Genomic DNA, 18,495 nt, shown 5'->3' on the forward strand with positions numbered 1-18,495 from the left:
CGGCGCGGTTACGCGGTGGCCGTCACGCGGTGCCCAGCGAGTCGATCGACGTCGCCAGCCAGATCACCAGCACTCCCATCGAGGCCATCGCTCCGATGTCGAAGGGCCGGCTGCGCACTTGCAGCAGACCGGCGCGTTCGCTGGGCAGCAGCGCCCGCAGGACCGCGCCGAGCAGCAGGGCCGCACCGAAGACGAAGGCGCCGCGGCGCCAGCGGTCGATGATGACCAGGATCGCCGCCACCGCGACCACCGCCAGGACCGCGAAGAACGGGATCTGGCGGAGGATGCGGGCCCGGCGTTCGGACTGCCGGGCCGCGGCGGCGCTCGCGGTCACTGCCGGCTCGCCTCCAGCTGCTGTTCGGCTCGCTCGACGACGTTGACGAGCAGGAACGCCCGGGTGAGCGGGCCCACCCCGCCGGGGTTCGGGGAGACGGCGCCGGCCACCTCCCACACGTCGGGGGCGACGTCGCCGGTGAGCCCGGATTCGGTGCGGCTCACGCCCACGTCGATGACCGCGGCGCCCGGCTTGACCATGTCGGCGGTGATCAGGTGCGGTACACCGGCGGCACCGATCACGATGTCGGCGCGGCGCACCTCGGCGGCCAGGTCCCGGGTGCCGGTGTGGCACAGGGTGACGGTGGCGTTCTCGCTGCGGCGGGTCAGCAGCAGCCCGATCGGGCGGCCGATGGTGACGCCGCGGCCGACCACGGTCACGTGCGCGCCGTCGAGCGGAATGTCGTACCGGCGGAGCAGGTGGATCACCCCGCGCGGGGTGCACGGCAGCGTCGACTCCTTGCCCAGGACCAGCCGTCCCAGGTTGATCGGGTGCAGGCCGTCGGCGTCCTTCTCCGGCGCGATCCGCTCGAGGGCGGCGTTCTCGTCGAGGTGCTTGGGCAGCGGCAGCTGCACGATGTAGCCGGTGCAGGCCGGGTCGGCGTTGAGCTCGTCGATCGCGGCGTTGAGCTGCTCGGTGGTCGCGTCGGCCGGCAGGTCCTTGCGGATGGAGGCGACGCCGATCTTCGCGCAGTCGGCGTGCTTGCCCTTGACGTACGAATGCGAGCCCGGGTCGTCGCCGACGAGCACCGTGCCCAGGCCGGGCGTGATGCCGGCCGCGCGCAGCGCATCGACGCGCGCCTTCAGGTCGGTGAAGATTTCGTCGCGGGTGAGCTTGCCGTCCAGTCGAATCGCCGTCACGGCTTCCTATTGTTCCACTTCTCCCCCGCCGAACGCACAACGGCGCTCCGGCCGCCCCGTCCGGCCGGGATGTCGGTCGTACATGTGCTTTCGTCGGCAACCGCAGAAGCACTGTCCGAAGCCCGGGATAGCGTGCGGCTGTATCCCACCAGGAGGACCATGATGAGTATCGCCGAGGCGACCAAGGCGCTGGCGCAGAAGATCCGCAATAGCAAGAGCCGTATCGAGACCGAGGAGGCGACGAAGAACGCCTTCATCATGCCGTTCATCTCCAACGTCCTCGGCTACGACGTCTTCGATCCGGCAGAGGTGGTGCCAGAGTTCACGGCCGATGTCGGGCTGAAGAAGGGCGAGAAGGTCGACTACGCGATCTTCCACAACGGCGAGGTACAGATCCTCATCGAGTGCAAGCCGATCGGCGCCGCGCTCGATCTCAAGTACGCCAGCCAGCTCTTCCGGTACTTCTCGGTCACATCGGCGCGTATCGCGATTCTGACGAACGGCCAGGAGTACCAGGTATTCACAGACGGCGACCTTCCGAACCGCATGGATGATCGGCCGTTCCTGGTCTTCGATCTTCTCGACCTGGACCGCGGCCTCCTGCCGGAGGTCCAGAAGCTCGCCAAGGACTCCTTCGACCTGGACTCGGTGATCAACGCCGCGCAGGAACTCAAATACGTCGGCGGCATCCGCAGAGTGCTCGCCAACGAGGTGAAGGAACCATCGGACGAGTGGGTGCGCTACTTCGTCTCGCGCGTGTACGACGGCAAGGCGACTCAGAAGGTGGTCGACCAGTTCCGTCCGCTCGTCGCGCAGGCACTGAGTCAGTACATCGGCGCCCAGGTCAATGATCGTCTGAAGACCGCCCTGGGCGACGATGCGGCAGTCGGCGACATCGACGTACCGGAGGTGCGCGCCCAGCAACCCTCAGAAGCCGCGACGAGCGAGGCGGCGCCGAAGCCGGAGACAGATCCCGACATCGTGACCACCGAGGAGGAACTCGAAGGCTTCAACATCGTCCGGGCGATCGCAGTCGCCGAGGTGGGTCCCGAACGGGTCACTTACCGGGATGCGAAGAACTACTTCGCAATCCTTCTCGACGACAACAACCGGAAGCCGATCATCCGGCTCCACCTCAACGGCAAGAACGTCAAGTTCGTCACCACCTTTGAACACGGCAAGGACGGAACCCGGCACGACATCGAGTCGGTCGTCGACATCTACACCGTCGCCGACGAGATCAGGAAGACGGTGCGCAGCTACCAATAGCCGCGCCGGGGGGTGAGCGCAGAGCGGCCCGTAGACTCGGCTTCCATGTTCCGGATCGTGTATTTCCAGCCCTGCATTCCGCCGAACACCGGAAACGCCATCCGGATCGCGGCGAACACCGGCTGCGAACTGCACCTGATCGAGCCGCTCGGGTTCTCGCTGTCCGACGCCCAGGTCAAGCGCGCGGGCCTGGACTATCACGAGATGGCCATGGTGACGGTGCATCCGGACCTGCCGACCGCGTGGGAGAAGCTGAAGCCGGAACGCGTCTTCGCGTTCACCGCACACGCCTCGCGCTTCCACACCGACGTCGCCTATCGCGAGGGCGATGTGCTGCTGTTCGGTCCCGAACCCACCGGGCTGCCCGGCGACGTACTCGACGATCCGCAGGTCACCGACAGGCTGCGGATCCCGATGCTGGCCGGCCGGCGGTCGATGAATCTGGCGAACGCCACCAGCGTCGCGCTCTACGAGGCCTGGCGCCAGCACGGATTCGACGGCGCAGTCTGACCCACCCTCTCGCACAGAAATTTCGGCACTGAAGTGTGGATCTGATCCACACTTCAGTGCCGAAATTTCTTCTGCGCCCCGGGGTCGCGGGTTCATGCACGCCGAGACCATCCGGGAGCCGCCGTAATGACGTACACCGTGTACGATTACTTTGTCGTACACGGTGTACGACTTCGTGCACCGAGCCCTCTCCGTGCTGCGCGGCGCCAGCTGCGCGCCGACAGGCGGATCGCACCCTAAGGAGAATCGCAGTGGCTTCCCCGTCCACCAGTTCCGTATCCACCATTCCTCGCACCGTCTACAAACCCGAGCACGAACAGTTCCGGGAGACCGTCGCCGGCTTCATCGCGACCACCGTCGCACCGAACTTCGAGGACTGGGAGGCGGCGAAGATCGTCGACCGGGAGATGTTCAGCGCCGCCGGAGCGGCCGGCCTGCTCCTGTTCCCCACTCCCGAGTCGTACGGCGGCGCCGGAGTCGACGACTTCCGCTTCAACGCCGTCCTCGACGAGGAGTTCGCGCGGTCGGGCCTCGGCGGCGCCGGGCTCGGACTGGCCCTGCAGAACGACGTCATCGGACCGTACATGCTCGACCTGACCGATGACGAGCAGAAGAGCCGGTGGCTGCCCGGAATGACGGCCGGCACGATCATCGGCGCCATCGCGATGACCGAACCGGGAACCGGCAGCGATCTGTCCGGAATCAAGACCCGGGCAGTGCGCGACGGCGACCACTACGTTCTCAACGGCGCCAAGACCTTCATCTCCAACGGGCAGAACTCCGATCTGGTGATCGTGGCGGCGCGGACCGGGGACAACCCGCACAAGGGACTCACCCTGCTGGCGGTCGAGGCCGGCACGCCCGGATTCGAGAAGGGGCGCAATCTCGACAAGCTCGGCCTGCACTCGCAGGACACCAGCGAACTCAGCTTCACCGATGTCCGGGTACCGGTCGCCAATCGCCTCGGCGAGGAAGGCGAGGGCTTCTACCAGCTGATGCGCAACCTTCCCCAGGAGCGCCTGTCGCTGGCGGTGACGGCAGTCTCCGCAGCCGAGGGCACCCTGGCGCGCACCCTCGCCTACGTTGCCGAGCGGCATGCCTTCGGCGTGCCGATCGGCTCCTTCCAGAACAGCCGCTTCCTGCTGGCCGAGCTGACCACCGAAGTGGAGATCGCGCGAGTCTACGTCGACCGATGCGTCGAGCTGCACACCCGCCGTGAGCTGACGGCGGTCCAGGCGGCCAAGGCCAAGTGGTGGGCCTCCGAGCTCCAGATGCGGGTGGCCGATCGCTGCCTCCAACTGCACGGCGGCTACGGCTACATGCGCGAGTACCAGGTCAGCCGGGACTTCGCCGACGCGCGGATCCAGTCGATCTACGGTGGCACCACCGAGATCATGAAAGAGATCATCGGCAAGTCGCTGGGCTTCTGATCACAACAGACGGCGCCGGTGCGGCGGATACGAATCCACCGCACCGGCGCCGTCGTCGTCCGAGAACAGTTCAGCGCGAACCGTTCAGCGCGCGAGACGTTCGGTGGCCTTACTGGTCCCCTCCTTGATCCGGGCCAGCCCCTCGGCGATCCGGCGGGTGAAGAGTCCCCGTTGCACCAGATCGTGGGTGACGCGCAGTTCGTACGCGGTGGCCCCGATGTGATCCATGTTCTGAGCGCGCAGGGCCACCTCCTTGAGGACCGTCGTCAGTTCCGAGCCGTTCTCGGCGATCTGCTTGGCCAGCCGCAGGGCGTTCTCACGCAGTGTCCCGGGCTCGACCACCTCGTCGACGAGGCCCACGCGCAACGCCTCCTCCGCGGTGATCGGATCGCCGGTGAAGAGCATCCGCCGGGCGCGCTGGGTGTTCATCTTCGCGAGCATCGCGTGGTAGAAGCCGTTCATCGCGTACTTGACCTGCGTCGAGCCGAACGCCGCATTGGCCGAGGCGATCGTGATGTCGCACATGTTGGCCACGTCCATGCCGTAGCCCGGCGCGACACCGGCCACCGCGGCCACGGTCGGCTTGCGATAGTCGTAGATCGCGACCATCAGCGCCAGAGCGAGGTCCGTGAACTCGGTGCGGTCGCCGCCCTGCGTCCCCTGCAGCACATCGAGCGCCCATCCGGAGCAGAAGTAGTCTTCGTTGCCGATGATGAGCACGGCGGCCACCTCGTCGTCGTAGGCCCACCCCTCGAGAGCAGCGATGATCTCCCGATGCAGTTCCCAGCCGAGCGCATTGCGCTTCTGCGGGTGGTTGAGCTGGAGGATCCCGACGCCGTCCTCAACAGAGGTCAACAGGTACTGGTATTCAGGCATGGCCCTTCTTCCTTCGGAGTGCGCGGATCATCGAATCGATCCGGATGAACACGGATGGGCCCGGAGCCGATCATCCGTAGGTAAATCATACAATGTGTTTGATTTATTGGGGGGGTTCTACGTCCGGATTCGCTGCGCGCAGGCGAAGTCTGCCTACAATCGTCGAACCCACAGGAGGTCCCCCATCGACAGTCAGCAGCGGCGACGGCAGATCGTGCAGGTCGCGGCATCCGCATTCTCCCGCCGCGGCTACCAGCAGATCACCCTCAAGGACATCGCCGCCGGCGCCGGGATCTCGGCGCCCGCCCTGTACAAACACTTCACCGGCAAGGGCGAGATCCTGCAGGCCGTGATCGACTCGGAGCTCACCGACGTCTGCCACGTCGTGACGCAGGCCGGGCAGCCCGGCGCGTCCGACGCGGACTTCGCCGAGCGGCTGGCCCAGTCAGCCGTCGAGCACCGCGATCTATGGATCATCGTGCACCGGGATCTGCAGAATCTGAGCGACGATGCCCAGGCGGCCACGCGTGCACAGCTGCGCACGATCCAGGAGACCATCCGGCACCACCTCGCGGTCTCCCGGCCGGACGCCGGCCCGGACGATCTCGATCTGAGGGCCCGGGCGGCCGTCGCCTGCCTGGCCGCCCCCTCGGAGTATCCACAGAAGAACACCGACACCGCACTCATCCGGAACATCGCTGCGGCGGTGTCGACGATCTTCACCCTGCATCGCCGGACGGATCCCGCACCGGACATGCGAACGGCACCGCTCCCGCCGTTCCAGCCGCAGGTCTCGCGCCGCGAACGCCTCCTCGTCGCCGCCGCCCAGCTGTTCGCGATGCACGGCTACGACGCGGTGAGTCTGGCCGACATCGGCGAGGCGGTAGGCATGTCGGGTCCGAGCATCTACTCACACTTCGACACCAAGAGCGAGATCCTCGAGACGCTGATGCGCCGGGCGGTGGGCTGGATCGAGTTCGACCGCGGCCTGGCCTTCTCCGAATCGACCGATCCCGCCGAGGTGGTCACGATCTGGCTGCACCGCTACGCGCAGATGGCCATCAGCCACCACAGTCTGTTCGTGATCTACACGAACGAAGGCCCCCATCTGCCCGACTCGGATCGCCGGTGGGTGGAGCGATCCCATCGCGACTACGTTCAGTCCTGGGCCACGCTCATCGCGGATGTGCGCGGCTGCAAGGACGTCTCGGCCCGGATTCTGGCGTCCTGCGCGCTGAGCATCATCAATGAGCTGTCCGGGCATCCTCGCGCGCCGGCAGAACCCGGCTACGGCGAGGTGCTCGCCAACCTCACCGCAGATCTCGTGAGGTCGACGAGCACCTCGCCGTAGCCGCGCGATTCACCGCCGCTCGCGCCAGTCGCCCCGGCCGAGCAGCGAAAGCAGATACTGGCCCCCGACCCGTCCGTCACGCGGCGGCAGCGCCCCGTACTGGCGCATCATGTCCGAGATCTCGTACTGCGCCAGGTAATTCGACAGCAGCCCGTCGGTGAAGCCGAGGAAGATGTCGCAGCCGTAGGTGACGGCGCGCTGATCGGTGCCGAACTTCGGCGGCGCCGTCGCAGTCTGCTGGAAGAGGTACAGTGCCCGGCCGTCCGCCGGCGCCGTGAACAGTTGCACCTCTTCGAATTCCACGTCGGGCATCACCTGCCAGATGGTGTCGATGTACCCGCGCAGCGCGGCGTGCCCGTCGATCTCCTGCGGCCAGAAGACCGTGTCGTTCCAGTGGATGTCGGGATGCGTCAGCTCCAGGACCCGATCGGTCTCATGCGAGTTCCAGGCGGCCTCCCAGCGCGTACCGAAGTCCCGGAAGAAGGCGTCGTCGGTCATCACTGGCCCAGCTTCTTGTAGGCGGCGCCGATGCGGTCGACGACGCTGTCGTGCCAGATCACCTCGCGGTAGGCGAGCGTCTCGTACGTGAGCGCACTGATCGGGTCCATCGCCGGCGACCGGAGCATCATCTCCTTGTTGTTGGCGGCCGATTCGGTCGTGGTCTCGGCAATCGACTCGGCCAGACGGGTCGCCTCGGCCACCACGGTGCCGGTCGGGACTAGGCGGTCGAGCAGACCGATGCGGGCGGCCTCGGCCGCGTCGATCCGGTCACCGGAGAGCGTGAGCAGCTTCGCCTGACTCAGACCGACGATCTTCCACAGCGGCGAGAAGTACGGCGTCAGCCCCATCTTGATCTGAGGGAATCCCATCACGACGTTCTCGGCGCCGATCCGGATGTCGCAGAACACCGCGATGTCGCAGCCACCGCCGAGCGCCGGTCCGCCGACTGCCGCGATGGTGGGCTTGGCGTAGTCGAGCAGGGTGCCGTACGCACGCAGACAGGCCTTCGAGTACGCATCCCGACGCTCCTTGTTGGTGAACATCGACTGCAGCTTCAGATCCAGGCCGGCACAGAAGACGTCCTCGCCGCCGGTGATCACCACGCAGGCGACGTCGTCGTTCTCCCGCCAATCGTCGAGGCAGTCGCTCAGGTCGGCGAACAGCTCGAGGCTGAGCGCATTGCGGCGTTCGTAGCGGCTGAAGGCGATCGTTCCCACGCCGTTCTCGATCGTCGCAGTGATCTCCGTATAGCTCTTCATCTCACTCCTTGGTTAATTCATATTCGACCGATTGTCACCTCGGTGGACGAGATGGTCTCGCGTCATCACCAGTAGTATGCGACAGAAATCGCGGTTTGTCGAACATCGTGTTTGATCTTTGGTGAATCTCAGTTAGGGTGACTGATATCTCACTGACGCCAACTCGAGGACTCGTACATGACAACGATCGGAAGCTCACTCAGTTACTCCGCGGCGCGTACCCCCGACGCTCCGGCCCTGTGCTGCGGCGAGCAGCGACTCTCCTACCGCGAGCTCGACGAGGTCGTGAACCGGCTGGCCCGCGGCTTCGCCGACCACGGCCTGTCCAAGGGCGACCGGTGTGTTCTGGTCAGCGGGAACAGCATCGAGTTCGTCCTGGCCTTCTACGCGGCCGCCCGGCTCGGTGCCATCGTGGTCCCGGTGAATCCGCAGTCGGCCGCTCCGGAGATCGCGCACATCGTGAGCGATTCGGGGGCGGCGATGGTCCTCTCCGAGCCCGGTCCCGCGGCCGCCGTCGACGAGGCTCTGGCTCACCTCGGTACGGCGGGGACCGTCACGCGTCTGTTGCTCGGCCCCGGGGAGCACGGTCCCGATGCTCTCGAAGCGAGCCGCGAGCACTCGTCGCTGCCGTTGGACGTGCAGGTGAACGAGTCCGACGACGCGCTGATCGTCTACACCTCGGGGACGACGGGTCTGCCGAAGGGCGTGCTGATGGATCATCATCGGCTGCTCTGGGCGGGGGTCGCCATCAGCCTGGGCACCGCAGGCATCAGCGACAGCGCCTGCCTGCTGCACGTCGCTCCGCTCTACCATTCCGGACAGCTGACGCTGATGCTGATCAGCGGAATCATGCTCGGCGCCAAGCATGTGATCCTGCCCAGGTTCGAGCCGCGCACCGTCGTCGAGACGATGGCCCGGGAGAAGGTGACCGCCTTCTTCGGGGTGCCGACCATGTATCAGCTGATGCTCGACGCTCAGGCGGAACTGAAGCTGGACCTGAGCTCGTGGACGTCCGGGTTCTACGGCGCCGCACCGATGCCGGCGCCGCTGGCGGCCCGCATTCAGAACGAGATCCCGCATGCGCGCATCTACTCGTTCTTCGGCCAGACCGAAGCCGGGCCCAACGGCATCTACTCTCGGCCGGCGGAGGTCGCCGCACGTCCTGACGTCACCGGCTATCGAGCGACCCCGATGATGGCGGTGCGGATCGTCGACTCGGACGGCTCGGACGTCCGGCCCGGCCAGGTCGGGGAGGTTCTGCTGCGCGGCGAGTCGGTGATGAAGGGATACTGGAACAACCCGGCCGCCACCGCCGAAACTCTCCGCGACGGCTGGCTGCACACCGGTGATCTGGCCCGTCTCGACGACGACGGCGGTATGACGATCGTCGACCGGATCAAGGACATGATCATCAGCGGCGGCCGAAACATCTACTCCGCCGAGGTCGAGAGCGCGGTCGCCACCCACCCGGCCGTCGCCGACTGTGCCGTGGTCGGCCGCCCGCACGAGGTGTACGGAGAGACCGTGGTCGCCGTGGTGACACCGGTCCCCGGACAGACTCTGACGATCGAGGATCTGCGTGCCCACTGCGCATCGCTGCTCGCCGACTACAAGCTACCGCGCCAGCTGGTCGTCGCGCCGATCCCGCGGAATCTGTCCGGCAAGATCCTCAAGCGGGCCATCCGCGACGACCTCCTCGCCGACTGATCCCCCTGCATCTCATTCCCCGCCTGTAATCCCCCCTGTCTGTAATCCCCCCTGTCTGTAAGCCCCCCGTCTGTAATCCCACCCTGTCTCTGGCCACCGCCCATCACCGAGGAGCACCCACCACCATGTATCCCGGCACTCATGCCCAGTCCGACCCGGACCGGCCGGCCGTCATCATCGCCGAAACCGGCTTCACCGTGACCTACGGTGAGCTCGAGCACCGGTCCCGGAGGCTGGCGGCGGCTTTCCGCGACGCGGGACTCGAACGCGGCGACGTGGTCGCCCTGCTGTCCGACAATGCTGCCGAGGTCTTCGAGATCTTCTGGGCGACGCAGCGCTGCGGCCTGTATCTGACGGCCGTCAACTGGCATCTGACCGCCGAAGAGGCGGCGTTCATCGTCGATGACAGTGGCGCCAGGGCGCTCATCGTCTCCGGGGCGCTCGGCGATCTCGGCCGGACCGTCGCCGATCTCAGCCCGAAGGTCACCGTCCGGATCGCCTTCGGCCACGCCCTTCCCGGCTTCACCGACTACGAAGAGGTGCTGTCGGCCGCGCCGGAAGGCATTCCCGGCAGGCAGCCGGCAGGCAGCGTCATGCTGTATTCGTCCGGCACCACCGGCCGGCCGAAAGGCATTGCGCCTCCGCTACCCGACCGTGAGGTGAACGAGCCCGGGGATCCGTACATCGCCATGTTCAGCCATCTGTACGGGTTCGACGGGAACACCGTCTACTACTCGGCGGCTCCCGTCTATCACGCGGCGCCGCTGCGGTGGGGCGGGATCATTCAGGCGCTCGGCGGCACGGTCGTGATGGCGGAGAAGTTCGACGCCGAACAGGCCCTGCACGACATCGAGAAGTACCGGGTGACCGCCGCCCAGATGGTGCCGACCATGTTCGTCCGGCTTCTCAAACTCGACGACGACGTGCGGGCAGGATACGACCTCTCGAGTCTGCAGAAGGTGATCCATGCCGCCGCCCCGTGCCCGCCCGAGGTGAAGCACCGGATGATCGACTGGTTGGGGCCGATCGTCGACGAGTACTACTCGTCGACCGAGGCCAACGGCGTCACGTTCATCGCCGCCGACGAGTGGCTGACGCATCCGGGGTCGGTCGGCCGCGCCGGACTCGGGACCATTCGCATCTGCGCGGACGACGGCAGCGAGATGCCGGTCGGCGAGGTGGGGTCGATCTATTTCGAGCGCGAGACGCTTCCGTTCGAGTACCACAACGATCCCGAGAAGACTGCTCAGGCCCAACATCCCGAGCACCCGACCTGGACCACCGTGGGCGACGTCGGTTACGTCGATCATGACGGCTTCCTGTATCTGACCGACCGCAAGTCGTTCATGATCATCTCCGGCGGGGTCAACATCTACCCGCAGGAGATCGAGAACGTACTCGCCCTGCATCCGGCGGTGGACGACATCGCCGTGATCGGAGTCCCGGATCCCGATATGGGCGAGCAGGTCAAGGCCGTGGTGAAGGTCAGCGACGGAGTCCAACCCGGGCCCGAGCTGGCGGCCGAACTGATCGACTACGTGCGTGCGAGGATCGCACACTACAAGGCTCCGAAGAGCGTCGACTTCGTCGACGATCTGCCTCGCACGCCGACCGGCAAGCTGGTCAAGGGCAAGCTCACGGCCACCTATTCGTAGGTGCGGAGTCGTCACGCCCGACGGGCTCAGGTATCCGGGAGCCGGTATCGCTCGCGATGATGCAGCAGGCCGGCGGCGGCTTCGTCGACCGCGATCGTCGCATGCGGATGCCGTCGCAGCACCGAGGCGGGGCAGCCGACGCCGACCGGGCCTTCCACCGCCGCGGCGACGGCCTCCGCCTTGGCCTCCCCGGTGGCGATCAGCACGAGTTCCTGTGCCTCGCAGATGGTGCCGAGGCCCTGAGTGATGGCCGAGCTGGGCACCTGGTCGACGGAGCCGAAGAAGCGGGCGTTGTCCTCGCGGGTCCGCCGGGCCAGCTGGACGACGCGCGACCGCGAGGTGAACGACGATCCCGGCTCGTTGAAGCCGAGGTGCCCGTTGGCGCCGATCCCGAGGACCTGCACCGATACCGGGCCGAGCCGGGCGATCAACTCGTCATAGGCGCGGGCGGCGGCCGGCAGGTCGGCGGCCATCCCGTCCGGCGCGTAGACGGCCGCCAGGTCGAGCCCGTCGGTCAGGTGTTCGCGGATGAACCGCGCGAACGACTGGGAATGATCGGGAGGCAGGCCGATGTACTCGTCGAGCAACACTGCGGACACTCCCGCGAAGCTGAGGCCTTCGTCGCGATGCCGACGGATCAGTTCGCCGTAGGCCTTCAACGGCGACGACCCCGTGGCCAGCCCGATGGTCCGGGCGCCGTCCCGGACGGCCGCGGCCACGCGATCGGCGATCACCAGTTCCGGTTGCTCCGTGATCACTATCCGCATCGTCTGCCGTCACCCGATCCGAAATCGCTTGTGGCGGGACGTGGCGCCGCCGACCAGTTCCACCGTCGACTTGGGCACCCCGAAATGCTTGGCGAGCAACAGTGCGACCGCCTTGTTGGCCTTACCTTCGGTGGCCGGCTCGCGGACGTAGACCGTCAGCGCCCCGCCGTCGCCGGTCTCCACCAACGGCCCCTTACGGCTGTTGGGTTTGACCATGACCGTGACGGTGTCACTCATCGCCGGCGCTCCTGACTCGCGAACTACTCGAAAAGAATAATCGGCGCCGCGCGCCACCGGAGTGGGCAGGCTCCCGCCCGGGTGCCGGTGCGCCTCTGTCCTCGGCGCGACCGGCACCCGTGACGGGGCCCGTGTTCGATATGAAGTTCTCAAAGAACGTGCGTCTCAAACAACGTGTGTCTCAAACAACTTGGGGCGATGGGGACGATCAGGCGGCGGGGTGCTGGTAGATGGTCAGGGTGCGGCGCGCGTTCGACCGGATCAGTTCACGGCGCGCGTGCGGGCGCTCGGGATCGACCGGCGGCCGGAACCACGGGTGCCGATCCGGACCGAGCACCACCTCCCATCCGGAGTGATGGATCAGGGTGTGATGCCGTCGGCAGAGCAGAACACCGTTGTCGAGACACGTAGTCCCACCTTGAGTCCACGGAGTCATGTGGTGGCCGTCGCACCATTTGGCCGGCCGGCCGCAGCCGGGGAACGCACATCCGCGGTCCCGCACCTCAAGGGCTTTGCGGAGGGCGCCGGTGAACAGGCGCCGGCTTCTCCCCACGTCCAGGGGTACGCAACTGTCGTTGACGAGGACCTGGGAGGTGGAGCAGTCACAGGCGATCAACTCGGCGGTGGTCGCGGTGATCGGACCGCCGTAGCCGAGTTGATCGTGCAGGCCCTGCCGGATGACCGTGACGGTCGGAAGCACGCCGCCGGAGACGGGCCTGTCGGCACCGTGGAGGTAGGCGCGCAGCAGGTCCACGATCGCATCGCCGCGCCGCCGTGCCGGTGAGCGCGGATCGTCGGTGCCGTCAGGTTGCGGGACCGGTTTGGTCAGCGGATCCAGTGCAGTCACCAGAGCGTCGCCGGCGACCACATCCAGATCCAGCGTCGCGGTGAATCGCCCGTCCCCGCCCTGAGTCAGGGTCATCTCGTTGAGATCGGTGTCCTCCGCCACCGGAACCCTCTCGTCCGAAACCTCTTCGGCGGCGGGGGCGAGTTCGATGGCGAAGGCGCGTGCCCGGGCGGCGACGGCGGCCGGAGTCACCTGCACGGTCAGGGTCCGCACGATCAGCTCGCGCTGCTCGCTGGTGATCGGCACACGGCGTTCGATGTGGTCGACGCCTTGGGTGATCGCGTCGGCGAACTCCGCCGACATCGCACCATCCCGCAGAGCCGAGGCGACGGTCGGCAGCCGATGCAGGTTACGGGCGAGGCGCCCGATCCGGTACGCGACTACCGGGGCTGCACCGATCGCGAGCAACAGGTCCGGCCCCGTCTTGAGCCGGCGGCGCGCCGGAATCCGGTTCCGCTCAGCCACCGCCACCAGCAGCGCGAGGAGATGGTCGAGGACATTGCGCAACCGGGTCACCGCGACGATCAGATCCAGGACCAGCCGATCATCGGTGCCCGGACCGACCGCAGCCAGGCGTGCACCGAGCGCCCCACCGTCATCAACGTCGGCGCGGATGGCATCGGTGGTGGTCGAGAGTTCGTCGACGAGAGCGTCGGTGAAGCCGGTCAAAGTGTGTGCGTCCATGTGGGTCTCACTTGGTGCTCATGCACAAGGGTGCGATTCAGGGCAATGAATCGGCTCGGCCGGCAGTGCAAGGGGTGCGGCTGTCGGCCGGGTCGGGCTGGATGTGGTGATCCTCCGGAAACTGACGGCAATTGTGGTCAACTCCTACGTTACATGCCATACCCAATGGGCACAAGTGTTCGATCGATAGTTTCCAAAGAATCTTCCCAGAGCACGCGGACAGCCCGGCCGGCCGGCGCCGGCCCCGGGAATGAAGTCCGCCCCACACCAGCCGCCGACCCTTCCGTCGGCTACCATCTAATTTGAATTCATAATAAATAATGGTGGTAGCCGAAGAAGTTCAGATCACCATCCCGATGGGAGGTCGGCGCATGACCCGTTCACATCCGAACCTGGCAGAGGCAGTGACCAGCGGGGTGTTTCGCATCCCGCTGCCCCTCCCCCTGCCCGATCTCACCGAGATCAACTCCTACGCGCTCGTCGACGACGACTCCCTGATCCTGGTGGACCCCGGCTGGCGCGAAGAGACCAGCGAGGCCATCCTGGTCGACGCCCTGGCAGAGCTCGACCGGACGCCCGCGGACGTCAGCGGCATGCTGATCACCCACAGCCACTGGGACCACTACACGCTGGCCATGGACTGGCAGCAGCGCTATTCCATCCCCGTCCATCTCGGCCACGACGAGCATCACACGATCGACGCCTTCGATCTGAACGACGGCCTGCACCCGCAGCAGGTACGTCTGCTCCGGTTGGCCGGAGCCCCCGAGCTGGCCGACACGATCGACCGCCTCGAGCTCGACGACTACGAGAAGGACCTGCGCTTCGGGCCTCCCGATCACTGGCTGGACCACGGCCAGGTGCTCACCGGCGCGGACCAGAGGATCGAGGTGCACGCCACTCCCGGCCACACCCGCGGCCACGTGGTCTACGACCTCCCCGGCACCGGCGTCACCTTCACCGGGGACCACCTGCTGCCCCGCATCACCCCGTCGATCGGCTTCGAGCGCACGCCCGAGCCCTCACCGCTGACCTCCTATCTCGGCTCGCTCCGCGCTTCCGCCGAAGGCCCCTCACATCGGATGCTGCCCGCGCACGGCGCCCTGACCGCCCGGACCGACGTCCGGGCCAGAGAACTGCTCGCCCACCACGACGAGCGCCTGACTGCGATCCACGATGCGGTCGCGGCCGGAGCGTCCACCGCCGCCGGGATAGCCGGAGGCATGGTCTGGACCCGCCGCAACCGCGCCTTGTCCGAGCTGTCCCCGGTGCACGCGATGACGGCGATTCTGGAGGTCCGCGCGCACCTGGTCCATCTGGCGACGCAGGGGCGGCTCACCATGACCACCGGCGAGGTAGAGAGCTTCCATACGTCCTGACCCCACCGCGCCTGTCCGAGACTCCCGGACAGCCCGGGCGGCGGCCGATCCGCCGGTGCCACGGTCGTGGCCATGAACTTCAGCCAGATTCTGCAGAAATCCGCTCGCCAGTACTCCGACCAGCCCGCAGTCTGGTGCGACGGCCGCGAACAGACCCACGGTGAGCTGTACGAGCGCGCCTGCCGCATCGCCAATGCCTTGTCCGGCTTGGGACTGGAGAAGGGCGATCGCGTCGCGCTGCTGTCCAACAACGCATTCGAGACGGTCGAGCTGATCGCCGGCTGTGCCGTCGGCGGCTTCGTGCGCGCCGGCCTCTACGCGCACGAGGCCGGAGAGGTGAACGCCTATCTCACCGAGCTGGTCGATGCCCGGGCACTCTTCGTCAACGCCGCCCTCTACCCCGTCATCGCCGACCATCTGCCCAGCCTGGAGACGCTCGAGCACGTCGTCGTCTTCGACGGCGACGCTCCCGAAGGCACCCTGGCCTACGAGGAGGTGCTCGCTGCCGCGTCGCCCGAGGCGCCGACGGTGGAGCACCATCCCGACGATGTGCACGTGATCCGGTTCTCCGCCGGCACCACCGGCCGACCGAAAGGCATCGTGCACACCATCGCCCAATGGATGAACAACGACGACGAATACCGTTGGGTCACACCGCAGATCGACTCTCGGGATGCATACCTGGCCGCCGGGCAGCTGACCCACGCCGCGTCGCTGTGGCTGTGGCCCCTGCTGCAGGTGGGCGGCCGGATCATCGTCATGCCGGCCTTCGACGCCGGCCGGGCGCTGGAGCTCATCGAAACCCAGAGGGCCACCTGCACCCTGGTGGTGCCGACGATGATCACCGCGCTGCTGGCCCACCCCGACATCGACACCCGCGACCTGTCGAGCATGCGGTGCCTCAACTACGCGGCCTCGCCGATCGCCGAGCGCACCCTGCAGCGAGCCCTGGACAAGTTCGGTCCGGTCCTCTACCAGCTGTACGCCCAGAGCGAGTGCATCACGGTGACGATGCTGCAGCCGCACGAGCACACCGGGAAATACCTGCGCTCAGTGGGCCGTCCCACCCCGAACGCGATCGTGACGATCGTGGATCCGGACGGCAACGAGGTGCCGACCGGCGAGATCGGCGAGATCGCCGTCTCGGCCCCGGGCCAGATGACTGGGAGGGGCACGGCCGATCGATCGGGTGAGCGCTACGGCGTCGCCCCGGCGGGCGCGGTGAGCATCCGTGCGATGCCGCGCGCCGCCGCGGCGAACTCCTCGCGGCGGACCGCGAAGCGTTCCTCCGGGGCGGCGACGGAGACCGCGGCCACCAGATCGGATCGGTGATAGGCACCGGTCGCCAGACATGCGTAGCCGGGCACGTACTCGGAGTGCTCGTAGGCCACCCCGGTACTGCGGGTGACTTCCAGTTGCCGGTCGAACACCGTGATCTGATCCACTGTCTCAGCGGTGATCTGCGGAAGACCGAAGCGTTCGACGATGTCGTGGGTCGATTCCCGGGGCAGCCCGGCCATCAGGAGTTTGCCCAGCGCGGTGGCGTGCCCGGGCAGGATGCCGCCGGGCCGGCACTGCGGTCCGGGCCCGGTGCCGGCCACGCAGACCACGTGCAGGCCGTCCCAGGCGCCCACGGTGATGGTCCCGCCGACATGCACGGAGAAACGCTGAACCAGCTGCTGTGCCTTGGCTTCGAACCCGCACACCCCATTCGGGCCGGATCGGCGTGAACAGATTGAGCACTCGTCCGGTGCGCGCAACGGTGGACAGCATGCGCGGGGTGGCGCTCTGGCCGGTCATGGCCGACGTCGATCACGCACGTGCCGCCGCCTTCTCCGCCATCTTGGCCTTGCGCGCCTGCGCGAAGGCCAGCGCGTCCTCCCAGGAGGTCTCCTTCATGATCTGCACGCGGTACTTCATGATGACCGATTGCCCGTTGAGCGTCAGGGCGCCGATCAGCCGGTCTCCCCGCCGGTAGAGGGCGACCCACTTGCCGCCGCCGGCCGGATCGCCGTCGACCACGCGCACCTCGTCGGCCTCCGGGGAGCCGACGAACTGGATCCGGACGTCGTACCAGTCCGACCAGTAGTACGGCACCGTCCCATAGGGTTTGGCGTTGGCCGGGTCCAGGGCGTTGCGCGCGGCCGCGGCACCCTGTTCGGCCGCTGCCGTCCAGTTCTCCATACGCTGGCGCACACCGAGGACCGGGTTGAACCAGTTCGCCACGTCACCGGCGGCATAGACCCCCGGCACTCCCGTCCAGAGCGTCTCGTCGCAGACGACGCCGTTGTCCACCTCGATACCGCTGCCGGCGAGCCAATCGGTGGCCGGCGTCACGCCGATGCCGACCACTACCAGGTCCGCGTCGATCACCGAGCCGTCGGCGAGGACGACCCGCTCGACGTGCTCGTCGCCTTCCACTCTGGAAACACCGACGCCGCAGCGCAGTTCGGTGCCGTTGCGCTGGTGCAGCGAGGCGATGGCGTGCCCCATCGCCTCACCGGTCGCCCGGACCAGCGGGGTCGGCAGTGCCTCGACCACCGTCACGTCCACTCCCCGCTTGTTGGCACCCGAGGCCACCTCCGAGCCGATGAACCCGGCGCCGATCACCACGGTCCGGGCGCCTTCGGTGAGCGCCTGCCGCACCGCGACGGCGTCGTCGAGGGTGCGCAGCGCATGCACACCGGCCAGATTCTCGGTGCCGGGCAGGATCCGCGGGGTCGCACCGGTCGCAATCACCAGCGCGTCGTAACCGACGCGCCGATCGCCGACGATCACCTCGCGGTTCGCGGTGTCCAGGCCCGTGGCCGGCGCACCGAGGAGCAGCTCGACGTCGAGTTCATCGGTGAAGGTCTGCTCGTTGCGGAAGAACGGCGCCTCGGGTTCCTCGGTGCCCGGTTCCAGGAACTTCTTGGACAGCGGCGGCCGGTCGTACGGTAAATGCGTCTCGGCACCGATCAGCGTGATCCGGCCGCCGAATCCGGCCTTGCGGGCACCTTCGACGGCGCGCAGCCCGGCCAGCGAAGCACCCACCACGACCAGTCTCTCGATATCCATGTCGTTGCCTCTCGTCAGATCTCGTCAGTTGTCGACGATGCGCAGCGCCTCGGCGGGACAGCCGGCGACCGCCTCCCGTACCGACTGCAGTTCGTCGGGCTCGATGTCTTCTTTGAGCAGGTCGAGATCGCCGTCGTCGTTGACTTCGAAGAACTCCGGCGCCAGGGACTCGCAGATTCCGAGTCCCGCGCACTTGCCGTAGTCGACCGTCACCTTCATTGGATTCACCTCATTCTCGAGATCCGGATGCCGTACCCGTCTAGTTTTTAATTT

18 protein-coding genes and 1 pseudogene are annotated in these 18,495 nt (G+C 67.1%); 8 read left to right on the plus strand and 11 right to left on the minus strand.

Annotation, left to right across the window (positions count from 1 at the left end):
- Positions 1–22: 22 nt before the first annotated feature.
- Entirely contained in the window at positions 23–334 is a 312-nt protein-coding gene (locus tag ACJMNC_RS09730) for a DUF3017 domain-containing protein (protein ID WP_408947750.1), read from the minus strand.
- Entirely contained in the window at positions 331–1,152 is an 822-nt protein-coding gene (locus tag ACJMNC_RS09735) for a bifunctional methylenetetrahydrofolate dehydrogenase/methenyltetrahydrofolate cyclohydrolase (RefSeq protein WP_408947792.1), read from the minus strand. Before ACJMNC_RS09735 ends, ACJMNC_RS09730 begins: the two co-directional genes overlap by 4 nt.
- On the opposite strand from ACJMNC_RS09735, the gene ACJMNC_RS09740 reads away from it, so the two are divergent.
- From ACJMNC_RS09740 to ACJMNC_RS09750, 3 genes are all read left to right on the plus strand, one after another.
- Positions 1,054–2,463 (plus strand): type I restriction endonuclease, encoded by a 1,410-nt coding sequence (locus ACJMNC_RS09740; protein WP_408947751.1) that lies wholly within the window; start codon positions 1,054–1,056, stop codon positions 2,461–2,463. The two genes, ACJMNC_RS09735 and ACJMNC_RS09740, sit on opposite strands and share 99 nt — an antisense overlap.
- Positions 2,464–2,508: 45 nt before the next feature.
- Positions 2,509–2,973: a tRNA (cytidine(34)-2'-O)-methyltransferase gene (locus ACJMNC_RS09745; protein WP_408947752.1), complete on the plus strand. Its 465-nt coding sequence runs from the start codon at positions 2,509–2,511 to the stop codon at positions 2,971–2,973.
- 251 nt (positions 2,974–3,224) lie between these two features.
- Entirely contained in the window at positions 3,225–4,403 is a 1,179-nt protein-coding gene (locus tag ACJMNC_RS09750; RefSeq protein ID WP_408947753.1) for an acyl-CoA dehydrogenase family protein, read from the plus strand.
- An 84-nt stretch (positions 4,404–4,487) separates the two neighbouring features.
- Here ACJMNC_RS09750 and ACJMNC_RS09755 read toward each other — a convergent pair whose 3' ends face one another.
- Positions 4,488–5,279 carry an enoyl-CoA hydratase/isomerase family protein gene (locus ACJMNC_RS09755; RefSeq protein WP_408947754.1) on the minus strand — a complete coding sequence of 264 codons (792 nt, stop codon included), beginning with the start codon at positions 5,277–5,279 and terminating at the stop codon, positions 4,488–4,490.
- 214 nt (positions 5,280–5,493) lie between these two features.
- Between ACJMNC_RS09755 and ACJMNC_RS09760 the strand changes: the two genes are divergently transcribed.
- Positions 5,494–6,630 (plus strand): TetR/AcrR family transcriptional regulator, encoded by a 1,137-nt coding sequence (locus ACJMNC_RS09760; protein WP_408947755.1) that lies wholly within the window; start codon positions 5,494–5,496, stop codon positions 6,628–6,630.
- 9 nt (positions 6,631–6,639) lie between these two features.
- Here ACJMNC_RS09760 and ACJMNC_RS09765 read toward each other — a convergent pair whose 3' ends face one another.
- Both ACJMNC_RS09765 and ACJMNC_RS09770 read right to left on the minus strand, forming a co-directional pair.
- A complete protein-coding gene (locus ACJMNC_RS09765) occupies positions 6,640–7,128 on the minus strand; it encodes a nuclear transport factor 2 family protein (protein ID WP_408947756.1) in 489 nt (162 codons plus the stop codon).
- Positions 7,128–7,889 (minus strand): enoyl-CoA hydratase/isomerase family protein, encoded by a 762-nt coding sequence (locus ACJMNC_RS09770; protein WP_408947757.1) that lies wholly within the window; start codon positions 7,887–7,889, stop codon positions 7,128–7,130. Before ACJMNC_RS09770 ends, ACJMNC_RS09765 begins: the two co-directional genes overlap by 1 nt.
- A 177-nt stretch (positions 7,890–8,066) precedes the next feature.
- Here ACJMNC_RS09770 and ACJMNC_RS09775 point away from each other — a divergent pair, with 177 nt between their 5' ends.
- Complete coding sequence (locus tag ACJMNC_RS09775; RefSeq protein ID WP_408947758.1) at positions 8,067–9,596, plus strand: class I adenylate-forming enzyme family protein; 1,530 nt, start codon at positions 8,067–8,069, stop codon at positions 9,594–9,596.
- A 125-nt stretch (positions 9,597–9,721) separates the two neighbouring features.
- On the plus strand, positions 9,722–11,251 hold the full coding sequence (locus tag ACJMNC_RS09780) for an acyl-CoA synthetase (protein WP_408947759.1): 1,530 nt from the start codon (positions 9,722–9,724) through the stop codon (positions 11,249–11,251).
- Positions 11,252–11,277: 26 nt separating this feature from the next.
- Here the strand turns inward: ACJMNC_RS09780 and ACJMNC_RS09785 are convergent, their stop codons facing one another.
- From ACJMNC_RS09785 to ACJMNC_RS09795, 3 genes are all read right to left on the minus strand, one after another.
- The gene (locus ACJMNC_RS09785) at positions 11,278–12,018 is read right to left on the minus strand and encodes a glucosamine-6-phosphate deaminase (RefSeq protein ID WP_408947760.1); all 741 of its coding nucleotides are present in this window, start codon (positions 12,016–12,018) and stop codon (positions 11,278–11,280) included.
- A 9-nt stretch (positions 12,019–12,027) separates the two neighbouring features.
- A complete protein-coding gene (locus ACJMNC_RS09790; protein ID WP_408947761.1) occupies positions 12,028–12,255 on the minus strand; it encodes a DUF167 domain-containing protein in 228 nt (75 codons plus the stop codon).
- Between the two features lie 208 nt (positions 12,256–12,463).
- The gene (locus ACJMNC_RS09795; protein ID WP_408947762.1) at positions 12,464–13,786 is read right to left on the minus strand and encodes a DUF222 domain-containing protein; all 1,323 of its coding nucleotides are present in this window, start codon (positions 13,784–13,786) and stop codon (positions 12,464–12,466) included.
- Between the two features lie 371 nt (positions 13,787–14,157).
- Between ACJMNC_RS09795 and ACJMNC_RS09800 the strand changes: the two genes are divergently transcribed.
- On the plus strand, positions 14,158–15,165 hold the full coding sequence (locus ACJMNC_RS09800; RefSeq protein ID WP_408947763.1) for an MBL fold metallo-hydrolase: 1,008 nt from the start codon (positions 14,158–14,160) through the stop codon (positions 15,163–15,165).
- Positions 15,166–15,237: 72 nt separating this feature from the next.
- Positions 15,238–16,320, plus strand: a pseudogene (locus ACJMNC_RS09805) (AMP-binding protein); the annotation flags it as partial.
- A 41-nt stretch (positions 16,321–16,361) separates the two neighbouring features.
- Here ACJMNC_RS09805 and ACJMNC_RS09810 read toward each other — a convergent pair.
- The 3 genes from ACJMNC_RS09810 to ACJMNC_RS09820 form a co-directional block, all read right to left on the minus strand.
- On the minus strand, positions 16,362–16,871 hold the full coding sequence (locus ACJMNC_RS09810) for an IclR family transcriptional regulator C-terminal domain-containing protein (protein WP_408947764.1): 510 nt from the start codon (positions 16,869–16,871) through the stop codon (positions 16,362–16,364).
- Positions 16,872–16,977: 106 nt separating this feature from the next.
- The gene (locus tag ACJMNC_RS09815) at positions 16,978–18,222 is read right to left on the minus strand and encodes an NAD(P)/FAD-dependent oxidoreductase (RefSeq protein ID WP_408947765.1); all 1,245 of its coding nucleotides are present in this window, start codon (positions 18,220–18,222) and stop codon (positions 16,978–16,980) included.
- Between the two features lie 24 nt (positions 18,223–18,246).
- On the minus strand, positions 18,247–18,441 hold the full coding sequence (locus tag ACJMNC_RS09820) for a ferredoxin (RefSeq protein ID WP_408947766.1): 195 nt from the start codon (positions 18,439–18,441) through the stop codon (positions 18,247–18,249).
- Between the last annotated feature and the right edge of the window lie 54 nt (positions 18,442–18,495).

It is taken from the genome of Gordonia sp. VNK21 (assembly GCF_046098115.1).
Taxonomy (GTDB): domain Bacteria; phylum Actinomycetota; class Actinomycetes; order Mycobacteriales; family Mycobacteriaceae; genus Gordonia.

Excerpts from the sequence above, each read along its gene's own strand:
- ACJMNC_RS09740 (WP_408947751.1), top strand. The coding sequence starts at position 1,054 with ATGCGAGCCCGGGTCGTCGCCGACGAGCACCGTGCCCAGGCCGGGCGT.
- ACJMNC_RS09745 (WP_408947752.1), top strand. The coding sequence starts at position 2,509 with ATGTTCCGGATCGTGTATTTCCAGCCCTGCATTCCGCCGAACACCGGA.
- ACJMNC_RS09755 (WP_408947754.1), bottom strand. The coding sequence starts at position 5,279 with ATGCCTGAATACCAGTACCTGTTGACCTCTGTTGAGGACGGCGTCGGG.
- ACJMNC_RS09765 (WP_408947756.1), bottom strand. The coding sequence starts at position 7,128 with ATGACCGACGACGCCTTCTTCCGGGACTTCGGTACGCGCTGGGAGGCC.
- ACJMNC_RS09770 (WP_408947757.1), bottom strand. The coding sequence starts at position 7,889 with ATGAAGAGCTATACGGAGATCACTGCGACGATCGAGAACGGCGTGGGA.
- ACJMNC_RS09775 (WP_408947758.1), top strand. The coding sequence starts at position 8,067 with ATGACAACGATCGGAAGCTCACTCAGTTACTCCGCGGCGCGTACCCCC.
- ACJMNC_RS09780 (WP_408947759.1), top strand. The coding sequence starts at position 9,722 with ATGTATCCCGGCACTCATGCCCAGTCCGACCCGGACCGGCCGGCCGTC.
- ACJMNC_RS09785 (WP_408947760.1), bottom strand. The coding sequence starts at position 12,018 with ATGCGGATAGTGATCACGGAGCAACCGGAACTGGTGATCGCCGATCGC.
- ACJMNC_RS09790 (WP_408947761.1), bottom strand. The coding sequence starts at position 12,255 with ATGAGTGACACCGTCACGGTCATGGTCAAACCCAACAGCCGTAAGGGG.
- ACJMNC_RS09795 (WP_408947762.1), bottom strand. The coding sequence starts at position 13,786 with ATGGACGCACACACTTTGACCGGCTTCACCGACGCTCTCGTCGACGAA.
- ACJMNC_RS09800 (WP_408947763.1), top strand. The coding sequence starts at position 14,158 with ATGACCCGTTCACATCCGAACCTGGCAGAGGCAGTGACCAGCGGGGTG.
- ACJMNC_RS09815 (WP_408947765.1), bottom strand. The coding sequence starts at position 18,222 with ATGGATATCGAGAGACTGGTCGTGGTGGGTGCTTCGCTGGCCGGGCTG.
- ACJMNC_RS09820 (WP_408947766.1), bottom strand. The coding sequence starts at position 18,441 with ATGAAGGTGACGGTCGACTACGGCAAGTGCGCGGGACTCGGAATCTGC.